The organism is Streptomyces sp. ISL-1 (assembly GCF_018614585.1).
Taxonomy (GTDB): domain Bacteria; phylum Actinomycetota; class Actinomycetes; order Streptomycetales; family Streptomycetaceae; genus Streptomyces; species Streptomyces maoxianensis.
Genome location: NZ_JAGGOI010000007.1, coordinates 159,941 through 172,108, shown reverse-complemented (window position 1 = coordinate 172,108; position 12,168 = coordinate 159,941). Strand labels below are relative to the sequence as shown.

The 12,168-nt window shown below is 67.3% G+C and carries 14 protein-coding genes and 2 pseudogenes; 5 read left to right on the top strand and 11 right to left on the bottom strand.

Going from position 1 to position 12,168, the window contains the following annotated elements; translation table 11 throughout:
• Positions 1-81: 81 nt before the first annotated feature.
• The 3 genes from J7E87_RS06185 to J7E87_RS06175 form a co-directional block, all read right to left on the bottom strand.
• Positions 82-774: a YoaK family protein gene (locus tag J7E87_RS06185; protein WP_215090733.1), complete on the bottom strand. Its 693-nt coding sequence runs from the start codon at positions 772-774 to the stop codon at positions 82-84.
• A 158-nt stretch (positions 775-932) separates the two neighbouring features.
• Positions 933-2,315 (bottom strand): FAD-binding oxidoreductase, encoded by a 1,383-nt coding sequence (locus J7E87_RS06180; RefSeq protein ID WP_215090730.1) that lies wholly within the window; start codon positions 2,313-2,315, stop codon positions 933-935.
• A gap of 140 nt (positions 2,316-2,455) precedes the next feature.
• Entirely contained in the window at positions 2,456-3,421 is a 966-nt protein-coding gene (locus J7E87_RS06175; protein ID WP_251017013.1) for an antibiotic biosynthesis monooxygenase, read from the bottom strand.
• Between the two features lie 100 nt (positions 3,422-3,521).
• Between J7E87_RS06175 and J7E87_RS06170 the strand changes: the two genes are divergently transcribed.
• A complete protein-coding gene (locus J7E87_RS06170) occupies positions 3,522-4,088 on the top strand; it encodes a nucleoside deaminase (RefSeq protein WP_215090728.1) in 567 nt (188 codons plus the stop codon).
• A gap of 46 nt (positions 4,089-4,134) precedes the next feature.
• Here J7E87_RS06170 and J7E87_RS06165 read toward each other — a convergent pair whose 3' ends face one another.
• From J7E87_RS06165 to J7E87_RS06155, 3 genes are read right to left on the bottom strand one after another with little or no spacing between them, the layout of a single operon-like run.
• Positions 4,135-5,106, bottom strand: coding sequence for an NAD(P)-dependent alcohol dehydrogenase (locus tag J7E87_RS06165; RefSeq protein ID WP_215090726.1), 972 nt, complete (start codon positions 5,104-5,106; stop codon positions 4,135-4,137).
• Entirely contained in the window at positions 5,103-5,336 is a 234-nt protein-coding gene (locus tag J7E87_RS06160) for a helix-turn-helix transcriptional regulator (protein WP_215090723.1), read from the bottom strand. Before J7E87_RS06160 ends, J7E87_RS06165 begins: the two co-directional genes overlap by 4 nt.
• Positions 5,330-5,758 (bottom strand): hypothetical protein, encoded by a 429-nt coding sequence (locus J7E87_RS06155; RefSeq protein ID WP_215090721.1) that lies wholly within the window; start codon positions 5,756-5,758, stop codon positions 5,330-5,332. Before J7E87_RS06155 ends, J7E87_RS06160 begins: the two co-directional genes overlap by 7 nt.
• A gap of 185 nt (positions 5,759-5,943) precedes the next feature.
• Here J7E87_RS06155 and J7E87_RS06150 point away from each other — a divergent pair, with 185 nt between their 5' ends.
• Positions 5,944-6,888, top strand: a complete 945-nt coding sequence (locus J7E87_RS06150; protein ID WP_215090719.1) for a DUF5996 family protein — start codon at positions 5,944-5,946, stop codon at positions 6,886-6,888.
• Positions 6,889-7,098: 210 nt separating this feature from the next.
• Here the strand turns inward: J7E87_RS06150 and bla are convergent, their stop codons facing one another.
• Complete coding sequence (gene bla, locus J7E87_RS06145; protein ID WP_215091259.1) at positions 7,099-7,980, bottom strand: class A beta-lactamase; 882 nt, start codon at positions 7,978-7,980, stop codon at positions 7,099-7,101.
• Positions 7,981-8,386: 406 nt separating this feature from the next.
• Between bla and J7E87_RS34875 the strand changes: the two genes are divergently transcribed.
• Positions 8,387-8,542 carry a DUF6131 family protein gene (locus tag J7E87_RS34875; protein WP_251017061.1) on the top strand — a complete coding sequence of 52 codons (156 nt, stop codon included), beginning with the start codon at positions 8,387-8,389 and terminating at the stop codon, positions 8,540-8,542.
• 161 nt (positions 8,543-8,703) lie between these two features.
• Here the strand turns inward: J7E87_RS34875 and J7E87_RS36085 are convergent, their stop codons facing one another.
• Entirely contained in the window at positions 8,704-8,841 is a 138-nt protein-coding gene (locus J7E87_RS36085) for a hypothetical protein (protein WP_215090717.1), read from the bottom strand.
• On the opposite strand from J7E87_RS36085, the gene J7E87_RS06130 reads away from it, so the two are divergent.
• The gene (locus J7E87_RS06130) at positions 8,792-9,214 is read left to right on the top strand and encodes a hypothetical protein (protein ID WP_308312865.1); all 423 of its coding nucleotides are present in this window, start codon (positions 8,792-8,794) and stop codon (positions 9,212-9,214) included. The genes J7E87_RS36085 and J7E87_RS06130 overlap by 50 nt on opposite strands.
• 119 nt (positions 9,215-9,333) lie before the next feature.
• Here J7E87_RS06130 and J7E87_RS06125 read toward each other — a convergent pair whose 3' ends face one another.
• From J7E87_RS06125 to J7E87_RS06115, 3 genes and pseudogenes are all read right to left on the bottom strand, one after another.
• Positions 9,334-10,371, bottom strand: a complete 1,038-nt coding sequence (locus J7E87_RS06125) for a zinc-binding dehydrogenase (protein ID WP_215090715.1) — start codon at positions 10,369-10,371, stop codon at positions 9,334-9,336.
• A gap of 95 nt (positions 10,372-10,466) precedes the next feature.
• Entirely contained in the window at positions 10,467-10,871 is a 405-nt protein-coding gene (locus J7E87_RS06120; RefSeq protein ID WP_215090713.1) for a cupin domain-containing protein, read from the bottom strand.
• 69 nt (positions 10,872-10,940) lie between these two features.
• A pseudogene (locus J7E87_RS06115) lies at positions 10,941-11,048 on the bottom strand (carboxymuconolactone decarboxylase family protein); the annotation flags it as partial.
• A gap of 206 nt (positions 11,049-11,254) precedes the next feature.
• Here J7E87_RS06115 and J7E87_RS06110 point away from each other — a divergent pair.
• Positions 11,255-11,946: pseudogene (locus tag J7E87_RS06110) on the top strand (helix-turn-helix transcriptional regulator); the annotation flags it as partial.
• Positions 11,947-12,168: the final 222 nt, after the last annotated feature.

The window sequence follows — 12,168 nt, the reverse complement described above, 5'->3', positions numbered from 1 at the left end:
TGAGTATCATGCGGGAGACACCGAGGGAAAGGGGGCTGCGTCCGATGGCCCTGGCTCCAGTACGGGCTTCGCTGAGCTCGGTCAGGACGTGACTCCTTGCCCGGGTAGGGGCGCGGTGGCTGCCGCCAGGGCGACAGCGGTGAGCAGGAGGAGAGCCGGCGCGAGCGCCGCGGCCGTGCCGTGGTCGAGCTGGAGCAGGCCTCCCGCGAGAGCGCCGGTGAACATCGCGGTGACCGACAGCAGCCGGCGCACGGTGGCGGGCCCCGGCCGGTCGGCCGCCATGCCGGTCAGGGTGAGAGTGAGGACCGTGGTGGTGATGTCCGGTACGGCGAGCTTGCGGACTACCGCGTTCTGCGCGCCCATGCCGAGTGCGAGCAGCACGATCAGTACGTGCTTCGTGGCATCGGCGAGATCGGCCGCCAGAGCCGCCGCGACCAGGACCGCGTGCGCCGCGACGAGCAGCGCGAACAGCCGTACCGGCTCGGCGACCCTGGGTGCGATCCGCCCTCCGGCGAGTGCACCGGCAAAGAAGGCCCCGGCCGCCAGCACGGAGGCGAGGGCGGACAGTTCCCTGTCGCCCGCCAGCGCGAAGCCCAGGAAGACCACATTGCCGGTCATGTTGGCGACGAAGACATGGCCGAGGCCCAGATAGCTGACAGCGTCCACCATGCCGGTGACGAAAGTCAGGAGGACGAGCAGCGGAGGCAGTACGCCGTGGTGTCCGGGGGTGCCGGGAAAGAGGCGGGCGGCGGCCCGCTCGAGCAATGTGTTCATGCTTTTCCTTCGGCGGAAACCCGGTGCGGTGCGAGCCGGTCAGCAACTCGCCGGCCACGCCGGGGGCGACAATGTTCAGCCGGAGCGGCCACGGTGCGAGCCCGAGTTGGTCATCGGCGGACCACAGTAGCCGCGGGCCGAGCGGTAGCGACGAGCGCTCAGGGTGTCAGGTAGGAGTGGAAGACGCCCTCCGGGTCGTAGCGCGCCCTCAGGGTCTGCAGCCGCTGCCAGTCACTCGTCGTGAACGACCGCTCGACGCGGGTCGGACTGGCGGTGAGGTCGGCCTCGGCGATGTAGTGCCCGGTCCCGAGCGGCTCCACGGCGCTCATCGCCTCACGCAGCCAGCGGATGTTGATGCCATCCTCCGCAGGGTCGTCCCAGATGGCGTAGGGCACGACGTAGCTGTCGCCGAGCACCGAGAACGCCATGTCGCACAGCAGATCCTGATCGTGCGACGCGGGCGATACGGGTGCCAGGACGAGGGACTTGTCGGAGGGGGCGCTCGCGACCGCGTCGCCGAGCTTGGACAACAGCGTTCCCAAGTCCGCCTGGGACCACAGGGTGTCGGCGGCGTAGCGGTGCTGTGCGGGCCAGACGTCGGTGGAGGCGTCGTACAGGGCGTCGAGGGACACCGGTTCGTCCGCCTCCCGGAAAAGGGCGCGATCGGCGAAGGGGCAGTTCTGGAGCGGCCCGAGGGACTGTGCGGCCTGCTCGCTCGATTCCGCGAATGCGGTGGCGGCTACGACGATCACCTTCGGCCGCGGCCTTTCCTTCGTCATGTGCGGCGCGGCCGTTGAGAGTACGAGAGACAATTCCACGGTCGGCTCGAGCTCGTTCGCGGTTCCGGCTGCCCAGTTCGCCACCTTTTCGATGTCCGCGAGGGGAAAGGCATACGTGGTCGACATGATCGCCCCGGGATGCCGGTGCAGCCGAAGGCGAAAGCTGGTGACGACGGCGAAGAAACCCGGCCCCGCTCCACGCGCCGCCCAGAGCAGGTCGGGATTCTCGTCCTCGTTGCATCGGACCACTTCGCCGTCCGCGGTCACGGCTTCAATCTCGTAAACGCTCCGACAAGCCGGCCCCAGGGCACCGGAATTCCACCCGAGACCACCACTGAGGAGATATCCGCCGACGGCGACCGACCCACAATGCCCCGTGGGAAAGGCGAGGCCGCGGGCGGCGAGTTCCGGAGCGAGTTCACTGCCGGTGACAGCGGGCTGCACGGTCGCCGTCGCGGAAGCCACGTCGATGTCGAACCGCCGGAGCCGGGAGAGGTCGATGAGCATGCCGTCGGAGCGGAGGGACGATCCGCACCAACTGTGGCCGCCCGCCCGTACGGCGACGCGGAGACCCCGGGAGCGGGCCAGCCCGATGGCTTCGGGAACGTCCCGTTCGGAGGCGGCCCGGACAATCACCTCCGGGAATCGCTCGGGCTTGAGCCCGTTCCACACCATGCCTGCCCTGACAGCTTCGTAGTCGGCGTCGCCTCGCTGGACGATTGCCCCCTCGATACCTCGGGCCTGCCCGTGTTCGCGCATCATGGGCTCCAGGAGTTGCGCAGGCTGCGGCTGCTGATGAAGCTGAAGTGCGTTTGATGAGTCTTGCCGCCCGACCATGAGCCATCTGCCCATGCGTCGTCCGCCCATGCGCCGGCTAACCCGTGGTCAGACCGAAGATCCGGCTAACCCGTGGTCAGACCGAAGATGGTGACGAGCACCAGGCAGCACACCGCCACGAGCGCCGCACCCGCCACATGGATGCGGAGGGAACGCGCCCGGCTGGGCAGCAGCCAGAAGGCGAGCGCCCGGTTGACCAGCGGCATCAGCAACCACGTCAGGATGCTGACACTCAGCACGTTGCTGATGAACAGAGCCAGATACCCGGGCAGTCCGAGGCTCCTGAACCAGTCGCCGACCGTCAGGTCCAGGATCATCACCGTGGGATACAGGGCCAGCACCACGGACATGGCCTGTTTCCAGTTGGGCGGAACGCCTTCATCCGAACCCTCGCCGAAGCGGAACCAGCCGCCGAACGCCGACCCGATCTTGCGTACGTCGTACGAGCGAAAGTAGCCGCGTCCTTCCTGCAGGAGTTTCTCGCGGACCTCCGAGTCGAGCCACCCGTCCAGGTGTTCGCGTGTATCGAAGCGGAAGGCGACGACCCACCGGTCCTGAACACCCTCCACCGGCTTGAACATCTCCGACCCCATGAAGCCGGGCCGCCTCTCCTGCTCCTTCAGGATTTTGTCCTGCCAGCGCATGAAGTCCCGCTCCCGCCCCGGCAGCACCTCGTGCGAGATGACCGCCGTGACGACATCGTGGGCCGGCGTCCCACCGGTGAGCACCTCCTGCGTCGGGGTCCCGTCGAACAATGGGAGGCCCTCATCGAGGAGTTGTCGACGGTCAGTGGAATCCAGCCATGCGGTCAGCTGCTTTACACCGGAGAACCGGAATACGACGACCCACTCGTTCTCTTCGCCGGAGGCCGGTGGGTAAAGCTCCGTGCCCTGGAACCCGTCAAAGCCCCGCACGACCTGGTTGGTCTTCTCCTGCCAGCGCTTGTAGTCGTCATCCCGGCCCGCACGGACCCTCTGGGAGGTCACGACCGTAGCGCTGCCGCGGAGGTCACGGCTTGCACGGATACCCATACGGAGTAGTCTAGATCAAAAGGAAGTTATCGGACAATTGGCGAAATCTGCGCCAATACGCGGCCGGTCGACGAACGGTCAGCGAGCGGGAGGTTCTGATATGGGACACAAGGAGTTCATGGCCGAAGCGGTTCGGCTGGCCACGGAGTCCGTGGAGAACGGCTGGGGCGGCCCGTTCGGCGCGGTGATCACCGATGACGGTGAGATCATCGCTCGCGGGCAAAATCGCGTACTTCTCACGGCCGACCCGACCGCGCACGGCGAAGTGGAAGCCATCCGCAAGGCCGTTCAGCTGCTCAACCCCGAGGCGCCCAGCATCTCCGAGGAGCACCACAACGAGTACACCCTGGAGTTGGTGCCTCGCCCTGAGGGCTCCCCCGACGTCGTACCCGAGCGCGCCCGCATGCTGCAGGGGTGCACCATCTACACCAGTGGCGCCCCGTGCCCCATGTGCATGAGTGCCATCTACTGGTCGCGAATCGACACCGTCTACTACAGCTGCGACTGGAAGGCGACTCAGGAAATCGGCTTCGACGACGCCTTCCAGTACGAGGACTTCGCGAAGGAGCCGGACCAGCGGAGTATCACTCTCGAGCAACTCCACCCCGAGTTGGGGGCCATGTCCTACCAGGCATGGGCGACCAAGCCGAACAAGCATCCGTACTGACGCGCAGTCCGTGCGCGACCCTCAACCGCCGGCGGGAGAGCCGTCCTCACACCGTGATGACGACCTTCCCGCATGCATGGCCGGCCCGCAGGTACTGAATGGCCTTGGGAACCTCACTCAGCGAGTACGTCCTGTCGACGACCGGGGTGAGTTTGCCGGCCTCCATCAGTTTCCGCACCGACTCGAGGTCCTCCTCGTTCTCCATGGACACCAGCATCCGCAGTTTCTGACTCACGAACGGCGACAGCATCGCCGCCCGGATCGCGCGGTCCACGCCCTGCACCCACCGTCCTCCCTCTTCGGATCCGACGACGACGAGAGTTCCCCGAGGAGCGAGAGCACGCCGAAGGCGTGACAACGAACGACCACCCGCGATGTCGACGATCAGGTCGTAGCGGCGCGGCCCGGCAGTGAAGTCCTCGCGTGTGTAGTCGATGACGTCGTCGGCGCCGATCGAGCGGACGAGGTCCATCTTTTTTGTACTGCACACACCGGTGACGTTCGCTCCGAATTCCTTGGCCAACTGCACTGCGAACGTTCCGACACCTCCGCCCGCTCCGACGACGAGCACCTTCTGCCCCGCCTGGACCCGTGCACTACGGCGAAGCCCCTGAAAGGCGGCCAAAGCGGAGGAGTGGACAGCCGCCGCCTGCTCGAAGCTGATGTTCGACGGCTTGGGCGCCAACTTGTCCTGGCGCGCGAGGGCGTACTCGGCGTAGGAGCCCGCGCAGGTGCCGAACACCTCGTCACCGGGCTGGAACCGCGTGACGTTCCGGCCAACTGCCTCGACACGCCCCGCGACATCCAGACCCGGAACACGGTTTTTGGGTCTGCGCAGCCCGAATCCCAGGATGCGAAGGAGATACGGCTTACCCGTGACGAGATGCCAGACGCCCTGGTCGACGCCGGCGGCGTGAACACGTACGAGCACGTCGTCATCGCCGGCCACCGGCTTGTCGATTTCCTTGAGTTCCAGGCCTTCGGGTGGCCCGTACGTCTCGCGGACTATTGCCTTCATGGCGTCGTTCCTTCGCTGTCGGGGTACTGGAACACAGTGTCGAGCGGGACGCCGAACACCTTGGCGATCTGAAATGCCATTTCGAGTGAGGGCGAATACTTGCCTTGTTCGATGGCGATGACTGTCTGTCGTGACACACCAATGCGTTCCGCCAGATCCGCTTGTGTCATCTCTCCGTGCGTGAACCGGAGGGCCCGGATCGCGTTGGTGACTCTGGTCGGCTTCACCATGAGTGAAATCCTCGGCGATACGCGACGATCTTGGCCGTGGAACCGAGGATCGCCGACAGTACGAACGCGAGGTAGACCGCGTTGGCGATCCAGAAGTAGTCCAGCTCGGCCATCGACATACCGAGAGCCGCAACTCCCCCGATGACGACGAATGACTGGCCGATGTGTTCGCCGAACCGGTTGATCTCCCTGTCGCGCTGATCCTTCTTGCGGGCGTCCTTCGGCCCGAAAGTCGCGACGAGCGTATGGAGCACGATCGACGCCGCGATCGAGATGCCCAAGGCCCACAGCAGGGCGGCCACGTACGGCACCTCGGCGAGGGGTGTGTCCCCCGCCCGCCCAAGGATGACGACGAGGTAGCCCGTGTACGTACCGACCGCGAGCACCCCCATGACCCATGCGCTCTTCTCTTCGTATGGCATGACGCGAATGTAAAGCAACACCGACACCATGTCAAATCTTCTTAACATCACCGCCTCCGACGGGCGGGTGGTCAACTCGAACACCTGTACGCATCTCGAGGGTCCGGCGAGGTGCGGCACGTGGCGGGCGACGGTCATCATGGAATTACCCGGCCGCACGAGCGCGGGGCAGGAAGGGGAGCGTGATGGAGTTGTTCCCGCCCATACCGCTCGGGCAATGGCAGGACACCAAAGAAACGCTGCACCGATTCGCCCAAGTCGTCGGCAAGATCCACCTCGCCGCGAGTGCCCGGCGCAACCACTGGTGGAACGTTCCGTTCCATCTCACCGGACGCGGCATGACCACACGCCCAATGGGACTGGTGGACGGAAATCCGGTCTTCACGATCGACTTCGACTTCGTCGACCATCAACTGATCGTCACCACCCTGGACGGCAGAGCGATATCCCTCCCGCTCATGGGCCAGTCCGTGGCGTCCTTTTTCAACAACACCCTTGACGCTCTGGCCGCACTGGACGTCCGGGCGAGCATCCGCATTCCGAGGCCGTACGATCTGCCTGATTCCGACCGGCCGTTCGCCGAGGACACCGAGCACGCGGCCTACGATCCTGAACTCGCCAACCGCTACTGGCGGGTCCTCAGCCAGGTGGCGCTGGTGCTGGAGGAATTCGCAGTCGGCTTCTCGGGAAAAGCCAGCCCCGTACACCATTTCTGGCACACCTTCGACATCGCCCACAGCCGGTTCTCAGAGCGCCACGTCGACCAGCCGCCGCAGGTCGATCCGGTTACGCGGGAGGCGTACTCCCGAGAGCTGATCAGCTTCGGATTCTGGTTCGGTGACGACAAGTTCGCCGAGCCCGCCTTCTACTCGTACACCGCCCCCGAGCCTGCGGGACTGACCGCGGAGCCACTCACACCGGCCACGGCACACTGGGTTGCACGCAATGAAAGCCACCTGGCCGTGCTGCGGTACGACGAAGCCCGCGGCGAAGGCGATCCTCGCGCCGTCGTACTGGCCTTCTATGAAAGCGCGTACCAGGCCGGGGCCCGACGCGCCGGCTGGGACATCGCCCAGTTCGCCTCTCCGGGCGGGATCACGGACCCGCAACTGCTGGTCCCACGCGCCTGATTCCGGAACGCCGGGGTCAACAGCAACGTCACCGCACGTACTGCTCCCGGACCGCGCAACGCCGCAGGCGCGACTCCCGCACCCGGACCTGCCAGGCCCGGCTGCTGCCCGCACGGAGGCGTGACCCGCCCCGGCATCGGCGGCGTGCATGCGGCCGTCGGCGAGAGGGGCCCGGTCACGAGAGGGGCCCGGTCACGAGAGGGAGCCCGGTCAGGCGAGTGCAGCAGCCAGAAGTGCGGCGGTCCTGGCGATGAGCGGGTTGTCCGCCGGAGCCTCGGGTTCATGCTTGGTCGTGAGGACGGCCAGCACGATCGGTGAGCGGTCCGGAGGCCAGGTGATACCCACGTCGTTGTTGCTCCCGTACATTCCGCCGCCGGTCTTGTCCGCAAGGAGCCAGGCCCCGGGAAGGCCCGCGCGGAACCTCTCCCCACTGGTCGTGTTGGCCAGCAGCCAGCCGGTCAGCCGGTCCCGGTCTTTGGGTGTGAGCGCATTGCCGAGAGTCAGTCGCGCGTAGCTCTGCCCGATGGCGCGGGGGCTGGTGATGTCGGTCGCACGCCACGGTTCCGCCGAGTTCAGCTCGGGCTCCCAGCGGTCGAGCCGGGTTGTCGTATCCCCGATCGAGCGGCTGAAGCGGGTGATGGCGGTCGGGCCTCCCAGTTCGCGGAGCAGGAGGTTTGCCGCAGCGTTGTCGCTGTAGCAGATGGTGGCGGCGCACATATCCGCGACAGTCATGCCGCCCGCGAGATGCTCGGGCTTACCTGTGATGGGGGCGTATCCCGAGTCCTCCAGGTCCTGCTCCGTGTACCGGATGCGCTTGGCCAGGAACTCGCCGTGCCGGTCGAGGTCCCGCAGGACGGCCGCGACGGCGAGCGTCTTGAACACCGAGCACATGGGGAAGCGTTCGTCCGCGCGGTACAGCACCGTTCTGCCCGTTCGCATGTTGCGGGCGAACACACCCAGACGGGCGGAATGCTCCCGCTCAAGCTCGCTCAGCTGCCCGGAGATCTCGTGCCCGCCGGGGGGCGAGGCGTATGCACTCCTGCCCGTGGACATGCCGGCGGCCAGCGCTGCCCCAGCGCCAACGGCCAGCATGGCGCGGCGGGTTGGGCGTGCTCCTACGATCTTCAAGATCGAAATCTCCCGTCTCCTGCGGCGAGTACGTCATGCAGGACGCGTCAGCAATTCCTCTGGTTTCACTTCGCCTCCGTCTCATCCCATTTGCCGCTGCTGCCCTCAGCCGGCGCGCGGGCACAGCGCTTCGGCACCTGGCCGGCCCGGGTGGGGAAGACGGCTACCACTCCATGACCGCGGGATGCTCGAAGCCCCCCGCCCTCCTGACCACGGCAGCCACCCCGGACGTGCGACGCGCGCCTCTTTGGAGCCTGCCGTGATCACGCACGGTGGTCGGGCACGCGCTCGTCAGGGCGAGCCCGGGTTTGCCCCGAACAAAGACGGGGAGCTGTATGGAGAGGGGGCCGTTCCCCTACCGGAGGACATCATGATCATCCTCGGAGTCATTCTGCTCATCATCGGCCTCTTGGCCGGCATCGGTATTCTCTGGACCATCGGAATCATCCTGGTGGCAATCGGGGTCGTTCTGTGGATTCTGGGAGCGGTGGGTCACGCGGTCGGCGGCCGACGGCACTACTGGTAGCGCCGCAGCACTTCCATCAGGGCGTCCGGCGGGCGTGTCGGGGATTTACCCTCCCCGCACTGCGTCGGTTGTCACCCTGACTCGGTTCATGGGTGCCCTGCCCTGCAGAAGACCGGTTGCTCCTGCAACAGGCCTGCGGTCCTGACCACTTGGACCCGCGATCACCCGCTGACCACCCGGGCGCGGTGGCTGACCCGGCGCAGGCGCTGCTCCGGGCGGCGGTCGATCAGGCGGACCAAGTACGTCACGGTGAACAGGACGGCGAAGCCCCACGCCGATGAGCACCACGTAGACGACACCGACGGCGATCAGGTCGTGGGTGCGGTCGTCGCTGATCAGGTCTCGGAAGCCTCTGCGACTCCAGTCCCACGAGCACGAACAGGGCCTCAAGAGCCAAGAGTTCGCCCGTCTCAGGGAGCGCTACGACGTCAAGGCCGCAGCCACGGCCGCAAGGCCTTCCACCACCCCGACGTCGGCGACCTCACCCTCGGCTACCAGTCCATGCAGCTCGAAGGCACCCCCGGCCACCGCCTGGTCGCGTACTACGCCGAACCCGGCACCCACGAACACGGCGCCCTGGTCCTGCTCGACATGGCCGCGCACGAGCTCACCGCGAACGTGGCGGCGCCGAACAGCCGGCTGTCGGCAACCACCCCGGACGGGGCCGTATAACCTTCGCCCTGACCCCAGGACATCCACTGAGCAGCCCTGGCCGGCGGCCGATCACGTACGTCGCCCATGACGCCTGCCCCCGTGCGGCCAGTGCCGCATCCACACCGGGACTCGGGCGTTCAGGGACGGACCAGGACCTTCAGCGACTCCCGCTGGTCCATCGCCCGGTAGCCGTCGGGCACCTCGTCCAGGCTCATGGTGCGGTCGAACACGCGGCCCGGCTCGACCTTGCCCTCCAGCACACCGGGCAGGAGCTCGTCGATGTAGGCGCGCACCGGGGCGGGGCCGCCTGTGAGGGTGATGTTGGGCCCGAACAGGCTGGAGAACCCGATCGGGGCCTCTTCGTACTGCGGCACGCCGACGCGGCTGATGACGCCACCGGGACGAATCACGCCGACCGCCATCTCGTACGCGCTCATGTACCCGACAGCCTCCAGCACCGTATGGGTGCCGTCGCCACCCGTGAGTTCGCGGACCCGCTCGATGCCTTCCTGGCCGCGCTCGGGCACGACGTCGGTCGCCCCGAAGTCGCGGCCCAGGTCGGTGCGGTCCTTGTGGCGGCCCATGAGGATGATCCGCTCGGCGCCGAGCTGCTTGGCGGACAGCACCGCCATCAGCCCGACCGCGCCGTCACCGATCACCGTCACCGTGGTGCGCGGGTTCACATTGGCCTTCTTCGCGGCGTGGTACCCGGTGCCGTACACGTCGGACAAGGTCAGCAGCGACGGCAGCAGAGCGGAGTCCTCGCCGGCCGGCAGCTTGACCAGGGTGCCCTGGGCCTGCGGGACGCGGATCGCCTCGGCCTGCGCGCCGCCTATACCGCCGGCGGCCCAGAACCCGCCGTTGCGGCAGGAGGTCTGCAGGCCCTCACGGCAGAAGTCACAGGTGTTGTCAGCCCACGCGAACGGGGCCACGACAAGGTCGCCGCGCTTCAGGCCGGACACTTCCGAACCGAGCTCCTCGACCTCGCCGAGGAACTCGTGGCCCATCGGCGTGCCCTGCTCGGAGGCCGGCAGGTTGTGATAGGGGTGCAGGTCGCTGCCACAGATACATGAGCGCACGATCCGCACGATCGCGTCGGTGGGCTGCTGCAGCGCGGGGTCGGGCGCGTTCTCCACGCGCACGTCGCCGGCACCGTACATGAACGTTGCTCGCATGAGACACCTTCAGAATCGTTGTGACAATTGAGGATCCGGACCCTCTTCCCGGCCGGGACACCGGCCGTTGCCTGCGGCACCTTCCGGCGGTCCGGTCAGGTCTGGCGGCAGCGGTATTCGTCGTCGGTGACGTGCTCACCCGCACTCGGTCTCGGGCTGTCGCCGCCGGTGCTCTCACGCATCGCGCTGTGGGTCATGAAGTGGTCCGGAGCGGCGCCGTGCCAGTGCCATTCGCCGGGCGGGGGTGTAGAGGGTGTCGCCGGGCGCATGGCGACGATCTCGGCGCCGCGGGACTGCACCAGCCCGATGTCCTCAGTGACGTGCAGCGTCTGCCCCAACGCGTGCGTGTGCCGGGCGGTACGCGCGCACGGTGCGAAGCGCACCACGTTCGCCCGCATCCTGGACGGCTCCTGGCCGGCGTAGACGACGTCGAACCACACGTCCCCGGTGAACATCTCCTCCGGACCCTTGGTCGACGGCTTCTTCGGCAGGATCTCCATGCCGGTCTTTCTCCCTGCAGTCGTGCCAGGTGCCGCGAGCACTCCGCCGCGGCACCGGATGGTGCGCAGTCAGCCGACGCTGTTTTCGTCGGCGTCCTTCAGCTGCGGGATCGCGGACATCGCGTCGGGCCAGCCGGCATGGAACGCCAGGTGAGTAATCGCCTCGACCAGTTCGTCGTTCCGTGTGGCCGTGAAATTCCTCCCGCGAAACCGCCACCACAGATCTGCGGCGATGCCGAGCCCGGGGCTTGTGATGGCCACTCCATTGAGACTCGCATTCCCACGGGGGCCCCGCAAAGGGGAGAGTTCCCTCCCAGGACAAAAACATCCTGGAAGAAAACCCTCCCCGTCACGCAGGGGGCGGCCGGTGCCGGACTGGGCGCATCACCCGCGACGCCCACCTCAACGAGCTGGGCGAGTTCCTCAAGGCGCGGCGCGCCGAGCTGAGCCCCCGCAGCGTGGGACTGCCCGACGCCGGTGGCCCGCGCAGAGTAGCCGGCCTGCGCCGGGAGGAAGTGGCCCAGCTGGCGGCGATCAGCACCGACTACTACACGCGCCTGGAGCAAGGCCGCATTCAGGCCTCCGCCCCCGTACCGGGGGCGCTCGCACGCGTGCTGCACCTGAACGACGACCAGCGCGACTACCTCTCGGCCTGGCCGGAAAATGCAATGCGCAGCCCCGCCGACGGGCGCGACAGAAGGTCCAGCCGCAATTGCGGCGACTGGTCGACGACCTCAGCGCGACTCCGGCAATCGTCATGGGCCGCCGCATGGATATTCTCGCGCGGAATTCACTCGCGGCAGCGCTGGTGACTGACTTCGGACGGATTCCCGAAAAGCAACGGAACTACATTCGACTCGTCTTCACCGACCCCGCCCTGAGGACGCTGTACGCGGACTGGGAGACCGTCGCCCGCACCTGCGTCGCACAGCTGCGCATGGAAGCCGCCAAGTACCCCGACGACCCCCGGCTGACCGCCCTTGTCGGCGAGCTGTCCGTCCAGGACCCGCATTTCCGCCAGTGGTGGGCCGCCCACCACGTCGCCACCCTGGGCGTGGGCACCAAGAAGAACCATTCCTCCCGACCCAGTGCCACCGCGGATCCGTCGACCGGGTCTGCATAGAACTGCATGCTGTCGACCGTCGCAGCGTTGAAGAGGGTGACGTGTCCGCAGGTCGCGCCGTCGGCCGCCTACGAACATCACCCGCGGCGCGATGGCCGCGCTCAGTGGCCTGCTCTCCGGCTACGCGGCGCTCGCAGTTGCCTGCGGACCTGCGGCCGCGCCCCATCCGCCGGG